This is a genomic window from Phaeobacter sp. SYSU ZJ3003 (assembly GCF_041300735.1).
Lineage (GTDB): Bacteria > Pseudomonadota > Alphaproteobacteria > Rhodobacterales > Rhodobacteraceae > Phycobacter > Phycobacter gallaeciensis_A.
In genome coordinates this window covers 31,757-53,123 of record NZ_PXNU01000042.1, presented here as the reverse complement: position 1 = coordinate 53,123, position 21,367 = coordinate 31,757, and the positions used below count along the sequence as shown (strand labels likewise).

The 21,367-nt window shown below is 61.5% G+C and carries 20 protein-coding genes and 1 pseudogene; 12 read left to right on the top strand and 9 right to left on the bottom strand.

The window, feature by feature from the left end; all coding sequences use genetic code 11:
• Positions 1-63 precede the first annotated feature (63 nt).
• Positions 64-528 (bottom strand): annotated as a pseudogene (locus tag C6W91_RS15480) (transposase); the annotation flags it as partial.
• Between the two features lie 497 nt (positions 529-1,025).
• On the opposite strand from C6W91_RS15480, the gene C6W91_RS15475 reads away from it, so the two are divergent.
• Both C6W91_RS15475 and C6W91_RS15470 read left to right on the top strand, forming a co-directional pair.
• The gene (locus tag C6W91_RS15475) at positions 1,026-1,523 is read left to right on the top strand and encodes an N-acetyltransferase family protein (RefSeq protein ID WP_370571070.1); all 498 of its coding nucleotides are present in this window, start codon (positions 1,026-1,028) and stop codon (positions 1,521-1,523) included.
• A 129-nt stretch (positions 1,524-1,652) separates the two neighbouring features.
• Positions 1,653-2,441, top strand: a complete 789-nt coding sequence (locus C6W91_RS15470) for a hypothetical protein (RefSeq protein WP_065270973.1) — start codon at positions 1,653-1,655, stop codon at positions 2,439-2,441.
• A gap of 14 nt (positions 2,442-2,455) precedes the next feature.
• Here the strand turns inward: C6W91_RS15470 and C6W91_RS15465 are convergent, their stop codons facing one another.
• The 5 genes from C6W91_RS15465 to C6W91_RS15445 form a co-directional block, all read right to left on the bottom strand.
• A complete protein-coding gene (locus C6W91_RS15465) occupies positions 2,456-3,400 on the bottom strand; it encodes a hypothetical protein (protein ID WP_370571069.1) in 945 nt (314 codons plus the stop codon).
• 16 nt (positions 3,401-3,416) lie between these two features.
• Positions 3,417-4,730, bottom strand: coding sequence for a TRAP transporter large permease (locus C6W91_RS15460; protein ID WP_370571068.1), 1,314 nt, complete (start codon positions 4,728-4,730; stop codon positions 3,417-3,419).
• Positions 4,727-5,440 carry a TRAP transporter small permease gene (locus C6W91_RS15455; RefSeq protein ID WP_370571067.1) on the bottom strand — a complete coding sequence of 238 codons (714 nt, stop codon included), beginning with the start codon at positions 5,438-5,440 and terminating at the stop codon, positions 4,727-4,729. The genes C6W91_RS15460 and C6W91_RS15455 overlap by 4 nt, the downstream gene beginning before the upstream one ends.
• Positions 5,441-5,521: 81 nt before the next feature.
• Positions 5,522-6,502, bottom strand: a complete 981-nt coding sequence (locus tag C6W91_RS15450; RefSeq protein ID WP_274867359.1) for a TRAP transporter substrate-binding protein — start codon at positions 6,500-6,502, stop codon at positions 5,522-5,524.
• A 54-nt stretch (positions 6,503-6,556) separates the two neighbouring features.
• Positions 6,557-7,798, bottom strand: coding sequence for an NAD(P)/FAD-dependent oxidoreductase (locus tag C6W91_RS15445; RefSeq protein ID WP_370571066.1), 1,242 nt, complete (start codon positions 7,796-7,798; stop codon positions 6,557-6,559).
• A 144-nt stretch (positions 7,799-7,942) separates the two neighbouring features.
• Between C6W91_RS15445 and C6W91_RS15440 the strand changes: the two genes are divergently transcribed.
• Positions 7,943-8,848, top strand: a complete 906-nt coding sequence (locus C6W91_RS15440; protein ID WP_274838345.1) for a LysR family transcriptional regulator — start codon at positions 7,943-7,945, stop codon at positions 8,846-8,848.
• A gap of 148 nt (positions 8,849-8,996) precedes the next feature.
• Entirely contained in the window at positions 8,997-9,734 is a 738-nt protein-coding gene (locus C6W91_RS15435) for an aspartate/glutamate racemase family protein (RefSeq protein ID WP_065270966.1), read from the top strand.
• A gap of 15 nt (positions 9,735-9,749) precedes the next feature.
• Here C6W91_RS15435 and C6W91_RS15430 read toward each other — a convergent pair whose 3' ends face one another.
• Genes C6W91_RS15430 through C6W91_RS15420 form a run of 3 tightly spaced genes read right to left on the bottom strand, consistent with a single transcriptional unit; the run spans position 9,750 to position 12,843 of the window.
• The gene (locus C6W91_RS15430) at positions 9,750-10,796 is read right to left on the bottom strand and encodes an ABC transporter substrate-binding protein (protein WP_370571065.1); all 1,047 of its coding nucleotides are present in this window, start codon (positions 10,794-10,796) and stop codon (positions 9,750-9,752) included.
• Entirely contained in the window at positions 10,766-12,181 is a 1,416-nt protein-coding gene (locus C6W91_RS15425; protein ID WP_370571064.1) for a sensor histidine kinase N-terminal domain-containing protein, read from the bottom strand. Before C6W91_RS15425 ends, C6W91_RS15430 begins: the two co-directional genes overlap by 31 nt.
• Positions 12,178-12,843 (bottom strand): response regulator transcription factor, encoded by a 666-nt coding sequence (locus C6W91_RS15420; RefSeq protein ID WP_274832371.1) that lies wholly within the window; start codon positions 12,841-12,843, stop codon positions 12,178-12,180. The genes C6W91_RS15425 and C6W91_RS15420 overlap by 4 nt, the downstream gene beginning before the upstream one ends.
• 122 nt (positions 12,844-12,965) lie before the next feature.
• Between C6W91_RS15420 and C6W91_RS15415 the strand changes: the two genes are divergently transcribed.
• From C6W91_RS15415 to arsB, 8 genes are all read left to right on the top strand, one after another.
• Positions 12,966-13,946, top strand: a complete 981-nt coding sequence (locus tag C6W91_RS15415) for a tripartite tricarboxylate transporter substrate binding protein (RefSeq protein WP_065270963.1) — start codon at positions 12,966-12,968, stop codon at positions 13,944-13,946.
• Between the two features lie 96 nt (positions 13,947-14,042).
• Positions 14,043-14,537 carry a tripartite tricarboxylate transporter TctB family protein gene (locus C6W91_RS15410; protein ID WP_370571061.1) on the top strand — a complete coding sequence of 165 codons (495 nt, stop codon included), beginning with the start codon at positions 14,043-14,045 and terminating at the stop codon, positions 14,535-14,537.
• A 1-nt stretch (position 14,538) separates the two neighbouring features.
• Positions 14,539-16,056: a tripartite tricarboxylate transporter permease gene (locus tag C6W91_RS15405; protein WP_274839588.1), complete on the top strand. Its 1,518-nt coding sequence runs from the start codon at positions 14,539-14,541 to the stop codon at positions 16,054-16,056.
• Between the two features lie 142 nt (positions 16,057-16,198).
• Positions 16,199-17,110, top strand: a complete 912-nt coding sequence (locus tag C6W91_RS15400) for an MBL fold metallo-hydrolase (RefSeq protein ID WP_370571060.1) — start codon at positions 16,199-16,201, stop codon at positions 17,108-17,110.
• Between the two features lie 141 nt (positions 17,111-17,251).
• Positions 17,252-18,097 carry a helix-turn-helix domain-containing protein gene (locus C6W91_RS15395; protein ID WP_370571059.1) on the top strand — a complete coding sequence of 282 codons (846 nt, stop codon included), beginning with the start codon at positions 17,252-17,254 and terminating at the stop codon, positions 18,095-18,097.
• Complete coding sequence (locus C6W91_RS15390) at positions 18,094-19,092, top strand: ArsJ-associated glyceraldehyde-3-phosphate dehydrogenase (RefSeq protein WP_370571058.1); 999 nt, start codon at positions 18,094-18,096, stop codon at positions 19,090-19,092. The genes C6W91_RS15395 and C6W91_RS15390 overlap by 4 nt, the downstream gene beginning before the upstream one ends.
• Positions 19,089-20,354 carry an organoarsenical effux MFS transporter ArsJ gene (arsJ, locus tag C6W91_RS15385; protein ID WP_370571057.1) on the top strand — a complete coding sequence of 422 codons (1,266 nt, stop codon included), beginning with the start codon at positions 19,089-19,091 and terminating at the stop codon, positions 20,352-20,354. Before C6W91_RS15390 ends, arsJ begins: the two co-directional genes overlap by 4 nt.
• Complete coding sequence (gene arsB, locus C6W91_RS15380; protein WP_370571056.1) at positions 20,351-21,367, top strand: ACR3 family arsenite efflux transporter; 1,017 nt, start codon at positions 20,351-20,353, stop codon at positions 21,365-21,367. The genes arsJ and arsB overlap by 4 nt, the downstream gene beginning before the upstream one ends.

The window sequence follows — 21,367 nt, the reverse complement described above, 5'->3', positions numbered from 1 at the left end:
CCTACGGCTCAGGGAAAGCAACGCCACCCTTCAAGCAAAGTTCAACATCAACAGGGACATCCCCCAGTTGCCCTCAAGGGGGCGGTTCAGGAACGCCTGCACCCGCTCGTCAATCTCCTCGCACAGCCGCGACACCTGGCTCTTCGACGTGCCCGTCAGACCCATGGCGCGCACCAGATCGTCGACAGCCCGCGTCGAGACACCGTGGATGTAGGCTTCCTGTATCACCGCCATCAGCGCCTTCTCGGCGGTCCGGCGTGGCTCCAGAAAGGTCGGGAAGTAACTGCCCTTGCGCAGCTTCGGAATGTTCAAGCCGATCGTGCCAGCCCGAGTGTCCCACTGGCGCAGCCGGTATCCGTTACGTTGGTTTGAGCGCTCCGGGCTGCGTTCGCCGTGCCCGGCTCCGCAAACGGCGGCCACCTCGATATCCATCAGCCGTTGAGCCGCATCCTGGATCAAATCGCGCAGAAAATCCGTATCATCGCTCTTGGCGATTACGCTCGGAAGGTCAATCATGGTCTCGGTCATCGTGCTCTCCTTCGTTGTCGTCGGTCTTTGAACAACCTCAGATTACGAAGAAGCGCGGTGGCCGCCAGACCGGCCGCGCGCTGCGCTACGCCAAAGGCTCCGCGCGCGGCCTCTTACACCATCCCTCGGGACACAACCCCAACTATCTGTGCCTCGCAGCTCCTGAGGCTGTATCTGGGCAAAGGAAACAGGGTGGATTTTGGCGTGCTGTGACGTTTCCCAGGATCACTCTATGGTCTGTAAATGTTCTGGGAAAATTATGACCTATGTGGCTGAAATAATGTCATGTCCCGCTGTCTTGAAAACCGTTGAACGTGAGAGCGTTCCCAGGGTTCGAATCCCTGTCTCCCCGCCACCGATTGCATGTTGCGATCAACCCCCGATCTTCCTTCGCGGTATGCCCTGATCTTGTCCGTTGCTATGGCCGCTCCTAGGATGCGATGCTGCGGGCGCAGAGTTCGCGCGACAACAGGTTGGAACAGCTCAGAGGAGACAGGATGGCCGAGCTTATCCGTCAGGCCGACCTTGAGGATGCCGAGGCGATTGCAAGGATCGCCAATGACATGATCCGGGATACGCTGATCACCTTTACCAGCGACGAAAAGACCCCTGCTGCCCTGCGGGACGTCATCGGGGAACGCGGTCCGCGTTATCTGGTGGCCGAAATCGACGGGCAGGTGGTTGCATTTGCGACCTATGGCGCGTTTCGCGGCGGGCCGGGGTATCGGCACACGGCGGAACATTCGATACAGCTCGCTCCGGCTGCGCAGGGGCGTGGGCTGGGGCGGCGGCTGATGGCGCGGCTTGAGGATGTCGCCCGCGCCGACGGCATCCATGTGCTGGTGGCCGGTGTCAGTGGCGCCAATCCCGGCGGCATCGCTTTTCATGCTTCGCTTGGCTTTGCCGAGGTCGGCCGCATGCCGCAGGTCGGGCGCAAATGGGGGCAATGGCTGGATCTGGTGCTGATGCAGAAGGTCCTGTCAGAGGCGGGCTAACCCGGGGCGGTGGCCTTTGCCTGTCCGTTTTAGGGGCGGTTCGCGTATTTTCTCGAATGCAATTAAAGGAAATATCAATTCTGTCCGGTCAGGATGAGGGCTGCTTGTCGCTCGAAACAGAAGGTTTCCATGGCCCATCGCAATTCTGCACTGGCGTTTACAGCCCTGTCGTTCTCTTTTCTGGCCACCGGTTTGGGGGCGAGCGAACAGTTCTCCATTGTCAGTGAACAGTTCTTTCAGAAGGGCGGGGGAGACAGGCGTCCGGTTCTGGCCATCCCTGCCAAGGCCGAGATCATTCCGCGCACGACCACAGAGGCACGGGCACAGCCCGATCTGGAGGCTGAGATGGAGGCGGTGCAGGCCAATCTGGCCAGCCTTTTCCGGGGCCGCAGCGGCACCAGCATGTTCCGGGATGTAACGCGCCGCAGCATTGTCGGTGGCGATGCTGCGCGCAGGCTGATGCAATTGATTGCCAGCGCCGAGGCAGGCAAGGCGCAATATGATGCGGTGCAATACGCCGCAACGATCCGCCCTTCGAAACTGCCGACGCATATGACCATCGGCGAAATTTACAAATGGATCGACGACACCCCTGGTCAGCAGCATGCCATCGGCCGCTATCAGTTCATTCCGGCCACCCTGAAACGGCTGGTGAAACATGTGGGGGCCAACCGCTCTGACCGGTTCTCTCCACAGCTTCAAGACCGGCTGGCGCAACAGCTTCTCGAAGAGGCCGGCTTCAGCGCGACCGTGGCAGGGGATATGAGCCGTCATGACTTTATGAACAATCTGGCCAAGATCTGGGCCGGTCTGCCGACCTCCAGCGGGAAGTCCTACTATCACGGTCTGGCGGGCAATAAGGCAGTGCTGAGCTGGGCCAAGTTCGACAAGGAAATGGCGCAGCTTTTCCCAGGTTGACAGCGGGCCATGTGTTACCCGGCCTTTTTTTCGGGTCGAGAGCGCGCATAGACGCGGTGCATCACGACAGCAGTCAGATACATCGGCACCTGATAACAGCCGAGAAAGATCAGCAGCGGATCGGTGGTGCTCGCGGGTAGAGCGATAAGAAACAAAGCAAAATTGCGGTTGCCCGCGACCACGGCATAGGGTGCGGCAACCGCTTCGTGGCCCCGGCGGCGCAGCACGGCATAGGTAAGCAACTGCATGCCGAAATTGGCGGCCAGCGCGAAGGTCATCCATTTGGCGACCAAGAGGGGATCCTGTCGCAGCGCAGGTCCCAGCGCCGCCATCAATCCGACCACGATCACCGCAAGCGCCAGGGTCGTCATCCCGTCCAGCGCCTGCACCTGCTCCTGACGCAGATCGGGGCGGATCAGGTGGCGCAGGGCAAAAGCGGTAATGACCGTGAGAGCGATAGTGCCGATGAGCCGCAGTGTGGCCCACAGGACAGCTTCCAGCCCACCAAGATCGGGCACCAGCAGGAAGACCGGGATCACCGTCAGCGGCATCAGCGCCGTGCCCAGCACCAGAACGCGAAAGGCAGGCTCTGGCGCGTGCCCCAGCAGGAGGGTGATATTGGGGGCCCCGGTGACTGACGGGGCGCTCAGCATCAGAACCAGCGCAATTGCCGCGGGCGTTCCGGCGAGACCGGTGAGCCAAAGGAGCAGCAGCGCCGCCAGAGGTAGCATCAGTTGCAGAACCAGAACCGCCCGCAGCGAGGACAGCCCTTCGGAAAGTCCGCCAAGGGCGGCGCGGGCACCGATGCGGAAGGCGGTCAGGAACAACAGTCCCGCCACCATCTGCGGCAGCCAAGGGCGCAGGAGCCGAGCCAGATCCGGCAGGAAAAGCCCTGCCACAAGGCCCAGAACCAAAGCGGCCCGGCCGTGCCGGGCCACAAAGGCAAGCGCATTCAGCATGCCCTCAGCCCGCCCCTTAGCCGGACGGCGTGCTGCGGATGTTCTCCGGCAGCCAGGTGGCCAGCTCGGGCCAGGCGACAAGGATCACCACCATCACCAGCATCAGGCCGACCATGGGAATGGCAGTCTTCGAGATGTAGGAGATCTCGTGCCGGGTCATGCCTTGCAACACGAAAAGGTTGAAGCCGATGGGCGGTGTCACCTGCGCCATCTCCACCACCACGACGATGAAGATGCCGAACCAGATCACGTCGATTCCGGCCTGTCGGATCATCGGCTCGACAATGGCCATGGTCAGCACGACTGAGGAAATGCCATCCAGGAACATCCCCAGCACCACATAAAACAGCGTCAATGCAATGATCAGCACCAGGGGCGACAGGTTCATCTGATCGATCCAGCCAGCCAGCGCCCGCGGCAGCCCGGTGAACCCCATGGCCAGCGACAGAAACGAGGCACCCATCAGGATCAGTGCGATCATCGCCGAGGTGCGTGTCGCGCCCATCAGCGAGGCCGAGAAGGTGCGCCAGGTCAGAGAGCCCTGCGCCAATGCCAGCGTCATCGAACCAAGGACACCGACCGCGGCGGCTTCGGTCGCGGTGGCATAGCCCAGGTACATCGACCCGATGACAACCGCGACCAGCAGCAGCACCGGGATCAGGAACCGGCTTTCGGCCAGCATCTGCCCAAGGGTCATTTTCGGCTCTTCCTGCGGGCGTTCGCCTTTGTAGAAAAGATGCCAGCCGACGATATAGGCCATGAACAAACCGGCCAGCACCAGACCCGGAAAGATCCCCGCCATGAACAGCTTGGTGATCGATTCATTGATCGACACGCCATAGACGATTAGCGTCAGCGAAGGCGGGATCATCAGGCCCAGCGTTGCCGCGCCCGCCAGCGTACCGATGATCATGAACTCAGGGTAGCCACGTTTGCGCAGCTCGGGGATCGACATCTTGCCAACGGTGGTCAGCGTCGCGGCGGAAGAGCCCGAGACAGCCGCAAAGATGGTGCAGCCGGCGATATTGGTGTGCAGCAAGCCACCCGGTAGCCAGCGCATCCAGGGCGCAAGGCCACGGAACATATCCTCGGACAGGCGGGTGCGATAAAGGATCTCTCCCATCCAGATGAAGAGCGGCAGCGCTGTCAGCGTCCAGCTGGAGGCGCCGGTCCAGATCGTGGTGATCATCGCGTCGCCTGCGGGGCGGGTGGTGAACAACTCCATCCCGACCCATGCCACGCCCATCAGCGCGAGGCCGATCCAGACCGAGCTGCCGAGCAAGGCAAACAGCACGAAGAGAAAAATGATGGTGGTGTAGATCTCGCTCATTCCACGGCCTCCGAATTGATGCTGGACCGGCGGGTGATCAGCAGGCGACACAGGTAGTCCCACAAGGCAAGCGCCAGCAGAACGGTGCCGATGGACATGGGCAGCTGCGGCAGCCACACCGGGGTATAGACCCATTCGGACCCGGTCTTGGCCCAAAGCTCCCCCCATTTGCTGGGGGCGGTCGCGAACATGGCGAAAAAGGACAAGAGCCATTCCGGCACGAAATCCTGCCCCTGCGTGCGGTCATTCAGCATCTTGGAAAAGATGTTAGTCTTGATTGCGTAGCGGGCGAAATAGGTCGCGGTGATGGCCGCGATCCACATCGCCACTGCATCGAGAACCAGACCGATCCGGGGGCTGATATTGAGAAAGATCGACACCCGGATATGGGCGCCGCGCGTCAATGCATGGGCCAGCGCCAGAAAGGATGTCGCGGCCATGGCATAGCCGGCGTATTCGGTGGAGCCGGGAAAGGTCAGGTTGCTCCAGCGGGCGACCATCTGCGCCACGATCAGCAGAAGGATCAGCAGCATGAAACCCGCCGCCAGAACGCCAGAGCCGAGATACAGCTTATCTGTCACGCGTTGCACGGGACGCAGGATGCGTCCGGTGGGGCCGGGGGCCAGCAGGCAGGCCAGCGCCACAAGGGTTGGAATTACAAACAGCCACAGCCACAGCGGCAGGCCCAGAAACGGTTGCCAGTCGCGCAAGTCGACACCCCCAGAAAGTCAGAAAAGATTAGGCTCCGCCCGCGCCAGGCAGGGCGGAGCCGTCGCGCCCGGGTGGACGGATCAGTTGCCGTTATAGGCGTCGAGAATGGCCTTGCCATCATCGCCGACCGAGGCCAGCCATTCTTCAGTCATCTTGGCGCCGATTGCCTTTAGCTCGCCCAGGAACTCGGGGCTGGCGTCGGTGACGGTCATGCCATTTTCGCTCAGCTGGTCGAAATACCAGTTTGCCAGTTCCTCGGACTTGGCGGCGCAGGCGGCACCGGTTTCATCGGCGGCCTTCTGAACGGCGGCTTGCATATCATCGCTAAGGCCTTCCCAGGCTTGCTTGTTGACGATGACATAGTTGCGCGGCAGCCAGGCGTTGACCTTGTAGTAATGGCTCAGATGCTCCCAGACCTTGCGGTCATAGCCGGTGGAGCCGGAGGAGATGAAGGCCTCGGCAACGCCGGTGGCCAGCGCCTGCGACAGCTCTGCCGCTTCGATCTGCACCGGGATCATGCCCAGTTCTTCGGCAAAGGTGGCGGTGGCGGTGTTATAGGAGCGGAACTTCACGCCCTGAGTATCGGCCGAAGAGCCGACTTCCTTGTTGAAGTAGAAGCCCTGACCGGGCCAGGGGCAGGTGTAAAGCGCCACGAGGTTGAGATCGGACAGCTGGGCGTTCACCTTGTCCTTGGCGGCGGCCCACAGCTTTTCGTTGTCCGCGTATGTGGTGGCGACAAAGGGCAGGTTGTCCCAGCCCAGAAGCGGCGCCTCGTTGGCATGGGCGGACATGAAGCGTTCGCCGATGGGGGCCTGCCCGGTCTGCACGGCGCGCTTGATCTCGCCGCCTTTGAACAGCGAGCCGCCCGGATGCACGGTGATGTCGATCTCACCGCCGGTATAGTCGCGGACCTTGTCGGCAAATACGACGCCCATTTCCGAATGGAAGTTGGTGGCGGCATAGGCCATGGGCATGTCCCATTTTTCCGCTGCGGCTGCCGCAGCCGACAGGGCCAGGGCAGAGACGGAATATGCGACGGTCTTTGTGAAATTAGCGATCATTTTGATCTCCCTGTTTTGGTTGGTCTTTTTTATGGTTCTTATGATTTTGGCGTCTCAGGCGAACCGGTCCGGTTCATAGGGGCGCAGGTCGATATTGCTGGGCTGGCCTGCGATCATATCGGCGACCATACGGCCGGTCTTGGCGCCGCCGGTCAGGCCGACGTGGTGATGGCCAAAGGCGGCATAGACGCCGGTGCTGCCGACCTCGCCGATCAGCGGCAGGCTGTCCGAGGGCGCGGGGCGATAGCCTAGCCATTCTTCCTCGCTCTCCGCGACCATCTGCGGAAAGCACTGCTTGACCTTGCGGCGCAGAAGCGCCAGCGGTGCCTTGGATTTTTCTTCGCTGAGGCCGCCGAACTCCACCACACCCGCGCAGCGTAGCCCCTGATCCATCGCGGTCGCAACGAATTTCCCCGAGGCCAGCATCATCGGATTGTTGGGGGTCTGGCTGGGCCCCTTGAAGACGATGTGATAGCCGCGCTCCGCCTCCAGCGGCACTTTGAGCCCCAGTTTCTGCATCAGTGGCTTGGACCAGACGCCGGTGGCCAGCACCGCCTCGCGGCATTCAAAGCGACCCTTGTCGGTATCCACGGCGCTGATGCGCCCACCGGACAGGTCAAAATCCTTAACCTCGGCCTGTATGAAGCGTCCGCCCATCTCTTGCAGCAACTTCACCAGATCCTGAACATATTTACCGGGGTTGAGGATAAAGCCGTGATTTTTCATCACCGCGAGCAACTTCATCTCGGGCGCAAGGATCGGTTCCCGTTCCTGTACTTCGGCGCCTTCGATCAACTCGGGCACGAACCCGGCCTCGCGGCGCAGGTCCCAGACGTATTTATCCGCGTCAAAGGCCGCGCGGTTTTCATAGGCAAAGCAATAGTCGCTTTCCTGCACCCATTTGGCCGCGGGGGTGCCACGGGTCAGGGCCTGATGCTGTTCGACGCTGTCGCCGATAACATGGGTCAGCCCCTTGGCGATGCGGCGGGTGTCACCATCGTTGGCATGCGACAGGTATTTCACCAGCCAGGGCACCAGTTTCGGTGCGTAGGACCAGCGCATGAACAGCGGGAAATTGGGGTCCATCAGGTATTTCGGCCCCTTGGGCAGCAGCCCGGGCGTGGTGACCGGCACAATGGCGCAGCTGGCCAGAATGCAGCCGTTGCCATAGGACGCGCCCATGCCCGGCTCGCCCTTGTCAATGAGTGTCACCTCATGGCCTGCGCGGCGCAGCCAGATGGCGGTGGCGGCGCCGACAATGCCCGCGCCGATCACGATGGTCTGCGGCACGCTCATGCGGGGGGCCGTTCTGCGAAACTGTAGGTGGTCATGATTTCTGTCATTGTCTCTGCTGGTTTTGGCCAACCATGCATAGGGAATTATATCATTTCAAATACTATTATCTGGCAGGGGTATCAGGAAAAATGATATGATTGTGATATGAACCTCAGATTCCGACAGATGCAGGCTTTTCATGCAGTGATGGAAACCGGAACCGTCACTGGGGCGGCGGCGACCCTTGGGATTTCGCAGCCGGGCATTTCCAATCTGCTGAGTCAACTGGAGCGGCAGACCGGGATCAAACTGTTCGAACGGGTCAAGGGGCGGCTGACCGCCACGCCCGAGGCAACGCTGCTGTTCCGGGAAATCGATACCGTGGTGCGGGGCTTTGATCATGTGACCCAGGCGGTGATCGATTTGCAGAACAAGCAGGTCGGCCAACTGCAGGTTGCCTCGCAGCATTCGATGTCCTTTGGTTTCATGCCGCGGCTGATCGCCGAATTTGCCCGTGACCGGCCGGATCTGTCGATTTCCTTCCAGTCGCAATATTCGTCCAAGATACAGGAATGGGTGCTGTCGGGCCTGTTCGAGATCGGCATTTGCGAAATGCCGCTTCTGTATGATGCGCTGGATGTGCATCCGGTCACCGTGGAATGTCGCATCGCCATGCCGGAGGCCAGCCCGCTGGCCCGGCACGAGGTAATCACGCCAGAATTGCTGGAGGGCGAACCGTTTATCGTGATGGGGCCGGATCACATGACCCACCGCCGCACCCGTGAAGCGTTTCTGCAGGCGGGGGTGCCGCTGCGGGCGCGGGTCCATGCGCATCTGTTCAAGAACCTGCTGAGTTTCGTCAAAGAAGGCATGGGCGTTGCCATCATTGATCCCTTCGTGCTGGATTTCGACCGGGACGGCGGCTTTGTCTCGCGCCGGTTTAAGCCCGCAATCCTGATGGAAATGGCCGTCATCACCTCAAGCGCACGACCGCTTTCGGCGATCGGTCAGGAATTTCTGGACCGGCTGAAAACCGCGCTGGTGTCCTATACCCTGGCCGTGTCAGATTGATCCCGCGCGGGCATACCTGCATCGAAGAGGCCACAACGGGTTATCTCAACGACGCTTATCTGTTGACTTGAGGGCCTGCTATCGCGTGAGTTTATGATAATTTTACGATTTATGACTGTTTGAGAACGCAAAGCGGGAGGGCACGGATATGGAGCGCGGTGGAAAGACGGTTTACGGAGCGACTGTTGGGATCCTGATGCTGGAAACGCAGTTTCCACGGGTGCATGGCGATGTCGGAAATGCGCTGACCTGGGATTTTCCGGTGCAGTATCGTGTTGTCGAAGGCGCCAGTCCCGACCGGGTGGTGCGCAATGACCCATCTGACCTGGCCGAGCGCTTTATCGAGGCGGGGCATGACCTGATCCGTTCGGGCTGCGATGGTATCACCACCACTTGCGGTTTCCTGTCGCTGATACAGGAGGAGGTGAAATCGGCGCTTGGCGTGCCGGTGGCTACATCCTCATTGATGCAGGTGCCGATGGTGCAAAGCCTGCTGCCCGCCGGGAAACGCTGTGGCGTTCTGACGATCTCCGAAGAGGCGCTGGGCCCGGAGCATCTGGCCGCTGCGGGGGCGCCGCCGGACACGCCGGTGGTGGGAACCGATGGCGGGCGCTGCATGACCCGCGATTTTCTGGGGGACAAGCCGACAATCGACTTCGCGGCCTGCCGTCTTGACATGATCGATGCGGGTCTTGGCATGATGCAAAGCTATCCGGACGTTGGCGCCATCGTGCTGGAATGCACCAATATGGTTCCCTATGCGCGGGACCTGCGCAAGGTCACTGGGGTACCGGTTTATTCCATCTACAGCTTCATCAACTGGTTCCAGGCAGGGTTGCTGCCGCGGCATTTCCCGCTAGAGGTGGACGATCCGCGCTGGATGTGAAGCGGCGCGCGCAGGCTATTTCTGACTGACGGCGCTGTGCCATTCGTTCAGGAACCGCGCCCGCTTCAGTCGATCCAGGAACACCAGCAGCCCCGGCCCCAGCTGGATCGGCCGAAGGGGCGCGCTGTGATCGCTGGCTTCGACCGGGTAGCGGTGAAACGGGTAGCCGGGATCGGGGTCAGGACCCCAGGCCGCCTGCAACAAATGATCGACAAAGGCTCCGGCCAGATCCGGCTGCTCGGCATTTTCCAGGATCACGGCGGTGCGCAGCATCATGTTGGTGTAATCCTGCGGATCGATGATCTCGATACTGTCTGTCAGGTCAGTGCGCGCCAGCGCGTAGCTGCCCAGCACATTATAGGCGATGGCGAGATCTCCGCGCGCGACATCGCGGATCATCTGCCCCGAACAGCAGTAAAGCCGCACCTCTAGCCCGCCAAAGATCTCCATCAGGCGCCAGTAAGAATCCGAGGTCCGCGCATCCTGGGTGGCGAACAGATAACCAAGGCCGCTGGTGGCGATGTCATAGGTGCCGATACGGCCCCGGAACCGATCGGGGTTCTGTCGTAGAAGGCGGATCAGATCCTGTCGGGTCCGGGGCAGTTCCAGCCCGGTAAAGGCGGCGCGCGACAACAGCAGGGATGCAGGTTCCTGCGAAAAGGCAAAGACATGATCACGCCAGTTCGCCCAGTCCGGCATGACGTCGGTCGCGGCAGACCTGTGGCGCCAGGTATAGCCATCGTTGGCCAGTTTGGTCTGCAGGTCCATGGCAGAAGAGACGGCGATATCAAACCGCGCCTGCGGGCCCGAACCCGTGGTCACCACCTCCATCAAAACAGCGCTGCTGACGGTGGTGTATTCGATGGCGGTGCCCGGCCTGTCCGCAAGAAAACTCTCGACCAGCGGCGCCAGAACATCCATGTCCGTGGTGGACAATACCCGCAGCGCCGGGGCGCCCTCGGGGCCAAAACGGCGGAATTCCTCTACTTCAAAACTGGATGCGGGCAAGGCCAGCCCCAGGGCCGACACCATCAGCGCAAGGGAAAAGACAAGGAAACGCATGCTCCGGCTCCTGTATCTGAATGGGCGATGACCAGCTTACCACCATGGGCTTCGGCAACTTCGCGGGCAATGGTCAGCCCGAGGCCGGAGCCGATTGTCCCGGCGGCATTGCTGCCGCGCACAAACCGTTCGGTCAGGGCGGCTGTATCTGTGTCTTCGGGAAATCCACCTGCCTGATCTTGGACCGAGACGATGGCGTCCAGCGGTCCCTGCCGCACCGTGACCTCAACATTGGTTTCCGAAGGGGCGTATTTGATGGCGTTATCCAGAATATTGCGCACTGCGTTCTGGATCAGAATGGCATCGCCCCAGAGCGGCGCAACCCCGTCGCAGGCAAACTGCAGGTCGATATCCTTCAGATCCGCCACGGGCCGCAGCCGGTCGACCAGGTCATGGGTCAGCGTGTCAAGGGCCACCTCCTTACGTTCCAGACTGTCGGTGCGGAAGGTCACCATGGCATGATCCAAAAGCTGGCCCGCCGCGCGGGAGCTTTCGTCGATAGCGCGGATCATCTCACGCAAGGAGGCCCGATTTTCTGCCTTGTCCACTCGGCGCAGGGTGATTTCGGCCTGTGCCCGGACCGTGGCCAGCGGCGTGCGGACCCGGTGCGCGGCCTCGGCGATGAAGTCTTCGGATCGCGCGAGGGAGACCCGCAGGCGTTCAATAAACCGGTTCAGTGATTGCACCAGTGGCAGCATTTCGCTGGGCACCGCATGGCGGACCGGGCGCAGGTCCTTGGGACCACGGCGCGAGACAACGGCACTGAGCGCGTGCAGCGGCTGGATGCTGGATTGTGCGGCCCAGACACCAAGCAGGGCGGAAATCAGGAAAAAACCGCCGCCCATCAACATGGCCCAGCGGGTCAGCCGCCCCAGCTCGGCCGCCTGTCCTTCGCGGGTCTGAGCCACGGTGATGACCACATCGACCGGTCCGTTGTTCAGGGACAGGCGCCGGACCAGCGCCACCATGCGCAGGCTGCTGCCGCGGTAGCTTTCGGTATCAAAGGCGGGATCTCCCGGGGCAGGGCGCTGGGCGGTCTGCGGCAGGTCTTCGTATCCGGTCAGCAGCTGGCCATCCTGACGCACACTGTAGAACACCCTGTCGTCGCTGACATTGCCCAGCATCGAAAGCGCCGCATAGGGAATATCGAGGGTGACGGCGCCGGATTGTACCCGCACCGAATCCATGATCGATGTCGCCGAGGCGAGCAGGATGCTGTCATGGGTGCGCTGAGACACGTCGCGCGTAAAGACAAGAACGGTGAAAAACAGGATCGTGGCCAGACACGCCGCGCTCATCACCACCTGCAGGATCAACCGGCGCCGCAGCGATCCGCTGGTGCGCAGGGGAGGGGGCTGGGGTGCGGGGGGCTGCGGCGGGGTCATGCCAGCGACATCCGGTAGCCCAGCCCGCGCACGGTTACGATGGCTGCGCCGGATCCGGCAAGGCGCTTGCGCAGCCGACCCACATAGACCTCGATGGCGTTCTCCGACACTTCCTCGTCGTAGGAAAACAACCGGTCCACCAGTTTTGCCTTGGAATAAATGCGGTCCGGGGCGCTCAGGAAGATTTCTAGCAGCCGCAGTTCCTTGTTGCGTAGCGGCACCGGGGTTCCGGCCACCACAAGCGTGCCGGCCAGCGGATCAAAGACCAGATTCGCGAATCGCTGCTGGTTGGAACTGTTGCCGCCCTGACGCCGCAGAACCGCACGGCAGCGGGCTTCCAACTCGGAAAAATCAAAGGGTTTGGTGATGTAATCGTCAGCGCCAAGGTCCAGCACGCCGACCCGGTCCGACACTTCTGATCGCGCCGTCAGCACGATCACCGGGGTCTTTCCCTCGCGGGCGCGATGGGCTTTCAGGAAACTGCGGCCATCCCCGTCCGGCAACATAATATCCAACAAAATCAGATCGTAATCCGTGGTTGCGGAAAATGCCTCGGCGTCCCGGGCGCCTGGCGCATGGTCGACAACATGGCCATCCATCCGCAACCGGTCACAGACCGCAGCTGCCAGGCTCATGTTGTCCTCAACCAGCAGAAATCGCATCCCATCCTTGTCCTTGATCCGGCGCATGCTGACAGGTCTGTGACAGGTCCGTGTCAGCTTTGCGTGTTCTTCATTCAGTCATGAGCGGCTTGGCCGCCACTTGTCAAATGGGAGGACAACACATGACATTTACCTTGACCCGACGGGCCCTGATGGCTGCGGCGACCGCGACCCTTGCCCTTGGCGCACCCGCGATGGCCGAAGACATGGCCGTCGACAGCATCCATTTCCTGATTCCCGGCGGCGCCGGCGGTGGCTGGGACGGCACTGCGCGCGGCACCGGCGAGGCGCTGACCAAGGCAGGACTTGTGGGCACGGCATCCTTCGAGAACATGTCGGGTGGTGGCGGCGGCAAGGCCATCGGCTACCTGATCGAGAACGCCGATAGCAACCACGGCACCTTGATGGTGAACTCTACCCCCATCGTGATCCGTTCGCTGACCGGGGTCTTCCCGCATAACTTCCGCGACTTGACCATGGTTGCAGGCACCATCGGCGACTACGCAGCCATTGTGGTGGGCAAGGACAGCCCGATCAATTCCATGGCCGACCTGATCGCCGCCTACAAGGCAGACCCGCGCGGCACCGCCATCGGCGGCGGCTCGGTTCCGGGCGGAATGGATCATCTGGTCGCGGCCATGGTGATGAAGGCAGCGGGCGAGAACCCGACTGAGGTCAAATACATCCCCTATGACGCGGGCGGTATGGCCATGGCGGCGCTGCTGTCGGGCGAGATCAAGGCGCTTTCCACCGGGTTCTCCGAGGCCATCGATCTGGCCAACGCGGGCGAGGTGAAGATCATCGGTGTTACCGCAGATGACCGCGTACCGGCCTATGCCGATGCTATGACCATGAAGGAGCAGGGCATAGACGCGAGCTTTGTCAACTGGCGCGGTTTCTTCGGCGCCCCCGGCCTGCCGGAAGAGCGCAAAGCAGCCTATCAGGCAGCCATCGCGAAGATGTACGACACGCCCGAATGGGAAGAGGTGCGGGCTCGCAACGGCTGGGTCAACATCCACAACAGCGGCGAGGACTTCGAAAAGTTCCTGGAAGGTCAGGAAGAGGTCATCAAATCGCTGATGCAGGAACTCGGGTTCCTCTGATCCCGCGTTTCCAAACCGGCGTCGCCTCCGGGGCATCGATAGATCTGCCCGGCAGGCGACGCCATTCCATTTTCCAAGACGTACCCGGAGGAGAACATGGCGCTTGACCGATGGATCGCGCTGGTCATCCTGCTGATCAGCCTCACCTATGGCTATGCGGCCTATTTCACCATGGACGCAGGCCTTCCCCCCTTCATGAAATTCAATGCCATCTGGCCCAGCACCTTTCCCAAGGTCCTGTCGGTGCTGGCGGCCATTTGCGCCCTGATCATTGTGTTGAGCCCGCAAAAGGGCGACAGCGGCCCCAAGGTTGGCGACATCGATCACCGGCGGCTTGGCGATTATAAACTGGGGCAGGCGCTGGCGCTTCTGGCTCTGATGGTAGCCTATGCGCTCTTGCTGCGGCCCGCCGGGTTCCTGATCTCCACGGTGGGCTTCCTGACCCTTGGCGCGGTGATCCTGGGTGAGCGCAAGCTGCACGTCCTGCTGCCCATTGCGGCGCTTGCGGCGGGCGGCGTCTGGTATCTGGTGCAAGAGGTTCTGGGGATCTTCCTCAGCCCCTGGCCGATGTTCTTTGGCGTGGGAGGCTGATATGTTCGAAGGTATCATGATTGGCCTTTCCAGCGCCTTTTCCCTGACGAACCTGATGATGGTGATCGGCGGCTGTCTGATCGGCACATTCATCGGCATGCTGCCGGGCCTGGGCCCGATGAGCATCATCTCGATCATGATCCCGGTGGCGATCACCATCGGCGACCCTTCTGCGGCGCTGATCCTTCTGGCCGGGGTCTATTATGGCGCGATCTTTGGCGGCTCGACCTCGTCGATCCTGATCAATGCGCCGGGGGTTGCTTCGACCGTGGCGACTTCGTTTGACGGCTATCCGTTGGCGCGGCAGGGCAAGGCCGGCAAGGCGCTGACGGTGGCGGCGATCTCGTCCTTCTGCGGGGGCAGCATCGGCGCGGTGCTGTTGATGATCTTTGCGCCCGCGCTGGCAACCGTGGCGCTGCTGTTCCATTCCGCAGAGTATTTTGCGCTGATGGTGGTGGGGCTGTCGGCCATCGCGGCCTTTGCCGGAACCGGTCAGGTGGTGAAGGCGCTGCTGATGACGTTGTTGGGGCTGATCATGGCCACCGTGGGCGAGGGCGCGCTGTTCAATATGCCGCGTTTCACCATGGGGATCATGGATCTGCAGTCCGGCTTTGGTTTTATCACCCTTGCCATGGCGATGTTCGCCTTGCCCGAGGCGCTGTATCTGGTGCTGGATCCCAGCCGGTCCAAGACGGACGGCGGCAGCAGCGAGATCAAGGACCTGCGCATCACGCGGGACGAGGCGCGCGCGATTGCCCCGGTGATCGGTCGCCAATCGATCCAAGGGTTTTTGATCGGGGTATTGCCTGGGGCTGGGGCCACGATTGCGTCCTTCCTGGGCTATGCGGTGGAGCGCAACATTGCGCCCAAGGAGGAGCAGGAGCAATTCGGCAAAGGCTCGGTCAAAGGGCTGGCGGCGCCGGAAAGCGCCAATAACGCGGCCTGCACCGGATCCTTCGTGCCGCTGCTGACGCTGGGCATTCCCGGATCGGGCACCACGGCGATCCTCTTGGGTGCGCTCATCGCGCTCAATGTCTCGCCGGGGCCGCGCCTGATGATCGACGAGCCGCAGATCTTCTGGGCGGTGATCATCTCCATGTATGTGGGCAATCTGGTGCTCTTGGTGCTGAACCTGCCGCTGATCCCTTACATTGCCAAGGTGCTGGCGGTGCCGCGCAACTACCTGATCCCCTTCATCCTGTTCTTCACCTTGATGGGGGCCTACATCGGGCAGAACAACGCAACCGAGTTGCTGATCCTCGTTGGGCTTGGCGTCTGCGCGACCATACTGAGGTTCGCGGATTACCCACTTGCCCCCTTGCTGATCGGCTTCATCCTTGGCTCAATGCTGGAGGATAACTTTGCCCGGGCGATGCAGCTTTATGACGGGCTGGGATTCCTTCTGGACCGGCCGATGACGCTGGCTCTTCTGGTGTTGGCGGGGCTTCTGGTGCTGTTGCCAAGCTATCGCGCGCGCCGGGCGCGGCTGCGGCAAGCGGGCGTGTCCGACGGCGACTGAGTATTAGCCCTGAAATTATGAACTGGCCCGGGCGGACATGCCGGGCCAGTCTTTTTGTCTGCGTCGGATGGTCCTCTGTCTGACGCTCGCCCACTCTGGCAGGGTCTTACGGGAACGCGCGCAGATGCCGGGAGGGCTGCACATGAAATCACTTACCTTGACCCTTGTTCTGTCAGCCCTGCCGCTGGCCGCCTTCGCGGATGTGCTGGAGGTGCAGAAGGTTACCGATGATGTCTGGGCGCTGGTTGGTCCGAAAAGCCAACGCAACACTGAAAACCTCGGCAACAATGCCACCTTCGGCGTAGTGGTGACCTCCGAAGGGGTCGTGCTGATGGATCCCGGCGGCTCCTGGAAAGGTGCCGAGATGATTGACGCCACCATAGATCAGATCACCGATCAGCCGGTGACCTATGTGATCGACACCGGCGGGCAGGATCACCGCTGGCTAGGCAATGGCTATTGGCAGGCGCAAGGCGCAACCGTGATCGCATCCGAGGCTGCCGTGGCGGATCACAAGGACCGCCAGTCTATGCAGATGACGATGCTTTCGCAGCTATTGGGCGATGAACTGGCAGGCACCGAGCCGCGCTATGCCGATGTGACCTTTGAAACGGGTCATGATCTCATGGTCGGTGGTCTGACCTTCCAGATCACCCATCACGGGCAGGCCCATACGCCGGGCGACAGTTTTGTCTGGCTCAAGGACCGGGATGTGATGTTCACCGGGGATATTGTTTATGTGGAGCGGATCCTTGGCGTCGGGCCGCAGTCAAATGCCAAAAGCTGGATCGAGACCTTTGAGGCGATGGCGGCCAATGAGCCGACCCATGTGGTTCCCGGCCATGGCCATGCCACCACGCTGGAACAGGCCCGCGCTGACACCTACGAATACCTTGTGAACCTGCGCTCCCAGATCGGTACCCTTATCGAAGAGGGCGGCGACATCATGGACGCGCCCGGGATCGATCAGTCTGCCTTTGCCGGGCTTGAGCAATTCGACAGCCTGGCCGGGCGCAATGCGCAGACCGTCTATGAGGAGATGGAATGGGAATAACCCCGCTTGCCGTTCTGTAACCTGTAGCCGCCTCCATCCTGGGGGCGGTTTTCATTTCGGCCCGTGTCGTCAGGCCCGTGTCATCAGATCGTTACAAAATCTTCACTGGAGCATGCTTTATATTTCCGATATTCATGAAGTATGGAAAAAGAGATTCCCTCCCGCCTGACCACGCTCGGCCATCCACAGCGACTGGCCATTTTCCGGCTGCTGATGCGGCGCTATCCGGACCGGATGCCCGCAGGTGAAATCGCCGGGGCGCTGGATCTGAAGGCCAGCACCCTGTCCACCTATCTGTCTGCGCTAATGCAGGCGGGGTTGGTGACGCAGGAACGGGCCGGGACCTCGCTGCTTTACACAGTCGATATGTCAGCGGTGCAACAAACCTTTGACTATCTGATGCTCGATTGTTGCCGCGGGCGTCCGGACCTTTGCCTGCCCGCCGCCACTTCCCCCCAAACAGGGCATCCCGCCATGACCGCGCGCAAATACAACGTGCTATTCATATGCACCGGAAATTCCGCCCGCTCGATCTTTGCCGAAAGCATCCTGCGCGGTCGCGCGTCGGATCGGTTCAACGTCTACTCCGCCGGAACCCGCCCCCAGTCAGATCTGAATCCCTTCGCGGTGGAGGTGCTGCAATCCAAGGGGCATGACACCGCGCATCTGCGGGCCAAGAACACGTCTGAGTTTACAAGTCCCGGTGCGCCGCAGATGGATTTCGTTTTTACCGTCTGCAATCAGGCCGCAAACGAGGAATGCCCCGCCTGGGACGGTCAGCCGATCAGCGGTCACTGGGGCATGCCGGACCCGGTCAAGGCCGAAGGCACTGATGCCGAGAAAAGCCTTGCCTTTCATCAGGCCTATGGCGCGCTGAAACGCCGGATCGAGGCCTTTACGGCGCTGCCCATCGAAACCCTGGACCGCATCGCCCTGCAACACGCGGTGGATGATATCGCCAGCCAAGCACAGGAAGACACCCAATGACCACATATGCTGTGAACGGCCTTGGCCGGATCGGAAAACTTGCCCTGAAACCGCTGCTGGAGCAGGGCGCGCAAATCGCCTGGATTAACGACGCGGTGGGTGATCCGGAAATGCACGCACATCTTTTGGAGTTCGACACGGTGCATGGGCGCTGGGATGCAGAGTTTTCCCATGATGCAGACAGCGTGACGATCAATGACATGCGTCTTCCCTTCATCGGCACCTCCGATCTGTCCAAACTGCCGCTCGACGGCGTGGATGTGGTCATCGACTGCACCGGTGTGTTCAAGACAGAGGCCAAGCTTGCCCCCTATTTCGACGCGGGCGTTAAAAAGGTCGTGGTCTCCGCCCCGGTCAAGGATGGCGATACGGCCAATATCGTCTATGGCGTCAATGAGGGCACCTATGATCCGGCGCGCCATAGCATTGTGACGGCTGCCAGTTGCACCACCAATTGCCTGGCGCCTGTGGTCAAGGTGATCCACGAAAATCTGGGTATCCGGCACGGCTCCATCACCACCATCCACGATGTCACCAATACCCAGACGATCGTCGACCGCCCCGCCAAGGATCTGCGCCGGGCGCGCTCGGCGCTGAATTCGCTGATCCCGACAACCACCGGCAGCGCCACGGCAATCACGCTGATCTATCCGGAGCTTACCGGGCGCCTGAATGGCCATGCGGTGCGGGTACCGCTGCTGAATGCCTCGCTCACCGACTGTGTTTTCGAGGTGGAGCGTGAAACCACGGCCGAGGAAGTAAACGCCCTGTTCAAAGCGGCCGCCGAAGGGGAGCTGGAGGGCATCCTTGGCTATGAGACCCGCCCGCTGGTCTCGACCGATTACACCAATGATCAGCGCTCCTCGATCATCGATGCGCCCTCCACAATGGTGATCAATGGCACCCAGGTGAAAGTTTATGCCTGGTATGACAATGAAATGGGCTACGCTTGGCGCCTTGTCGATGTGGCCCTAATGGTCGGAGCCTCACTGTGAACCATCGCCCTGAGGGTCTGTCGGCCTATATCGCGGTGACGGCGGCCTATTGGGCCTTCATGCTCACCGATGGGGCGCTGAGGATGCTGGTCCTCCTGCATTTCCACACGCTGGGGTTTTCCCCTGTGCAGCTGGCCTATCTCTTTGTCCTATATGAGATCGCCGGGATGGTGACGAACCTTTCGGCGGGCTGGATCGCGGCGCGGTTCGGGCTGGCGGCGACGCTTTATGCCGGGCTGGCGTTGCAGATCGCGGCGCTGGGCGCGCTGACGCAGCTTGATCCGGACTGGGCCATCGGTGTCTCGGTCGTCTTCGTGATGTGTGTGCAAGGCATTTCGGGCGTGGCCAAGGATCTGGCCAAGATGTCGTCGAAATCGGCGGTGAAACTGCTGGCGCCATCCGCAAACGGAGGGCTGTTTCGCTGGGTGGCGGTGCTGACCGGATCGAAGAACGCGGTAAAGGGCCTGGGCTTTTTGCTGGGTGCGGCGCTGCTGGCGACGCTTGGGTTTAGCTGGTCGATCATTGCCATGGCCATGGTTCTGGCGCTGGTCTTTGCCGCCATCGTGATGCTGATGCCACCGGGACTACGGACCGGGAGAAAGGGCGCGAAGTTTTCCGAGGTGTTCTCGAAATCCGCCAATGTGAACTGGCTGTCGGCGGCGCGGGTGTTTCTGTTCGGCGCGCGCGATGTCTGGTTCGTGGTGGGCATCCCGATTTATTTCTACGCGGTGCTGTCGGATGGAACCGAAGCGGGCAACCGCGCGGCCTTTTTCATGATCGGCACATTCATGGCAGTCTGGATCATCCTCTATGGCGCGGTGCAGGCGGCGGCACCCTGGCTGCTCGGGGCTGCGAAACGCCCCCAAGCTGCGTTGATCCGCGCCGCGCGTAGCTGGGCGTTGGCACTGTTTACCGTGCCTGCGGCGCTGACCCTTGCCGTCTGGATGTCCCCGGCGCCGCAGCCTTGGATGACCGCTGTTCTGGTCCTTGGCCTTCTGGCCTTTGGGGCGCTGTTCGCGGTGAACTCTTCGCTACATTCCTACCTGATCCTCGCCTTCACCAAGGCTGAGCGGGTGACGATGGATGTCGGGTTCTACTACATGGCCAATGCGGGCGGGCGTCTCGCTGGTACGCTTCTGTCCGGGCTAACCTATCAGGCCGGGGGGCTGGCGCTTGTTCTCGGGACGGCGGCCCTAATGGTGGCGCTGTCGGCGCTTGCTGCAGGCAAACTGCATGTCGAAGGGGCGGAGGTCGCACCATGAGCATCTTTGAAAGATATCTGAGCGTCTGGGTCGCGCTGGCCATGGTGGCAGGCATCGTCATCGGCAATATCGCACCGGCGTTGGTGCAGATGATTGCGGCGGCGGAACTGGCGCGGGTCAATCTGGTGGTTGCGGTGCTGATCTGGGCGATGGTCTATCCGATGATGGTCGGCGTCGATCCCGCCGCGGTGAAGGATGCTTTCAAACAGCCGCGGGGTCTGGGCATCACGCTGGTGGTCAACTGGCTGATCAAACCCTTCACCATGGCGCTGTTGGGGGTGTTGTTCTTCGAAGGCATCTTTGCCGATCTGGTATCGCCCGAGGATGCGCAGCAGTACATTGCCGGTCTGATCCTGCTGGGGGCGGCGCCCTGTACCGCGATGGTCTTCGTCTGGTCGCAGCTGACGCGCGGGGATGAGAATTACACCCTGCTGCAGGTGTCTCTGAATGATGTGGTGATGGTCTTTGCCTTTGCGCCCATCGTCGCCTTCCTGCTGGGCGTCACAGATATCGAGGTGCCCTGGGAAACGCTGGTTCTGTCGGTGATCCTCTTTGTGCTGCTACCGCTGTTGGCCGGGATCTGGACCCGGAAAAGGCTGGGCAGCGCGGCGCGGATTGAGGGGTTTCAGGCCCACGTCAAACCCTGGTCGGTGATCGGGTTGATCGCGACGGTGACGATCCTGTTCGGCCTGCAGGGGCAGGTAATCCTGGACCGGCCCGAGGTTATCGCCTTGATCGCGGTGCCCATCCTGATCCAGTCCTATGGGATCTTCGCGCTGGCCTATGGCGCGGCCTTCGCGCTGAAGGTGCCGCACCGGATCGCCGCGCCTTGCGCCCTGATCGGCACCTCGAATTTCTTTGAACTCGCGGTTGCAGTTGCGATCTCGCTGTTCGGGCTGAATTCCGGCGCCGCGCTGGCCACCGTGGTCGGTGTGCTGGTCGAGGTGCCGGTGATGCTGTCGCTGGTGGCCTTTGCCAACCGGACCCGCAGCCGGTTTCCCGGCAACGGGTGA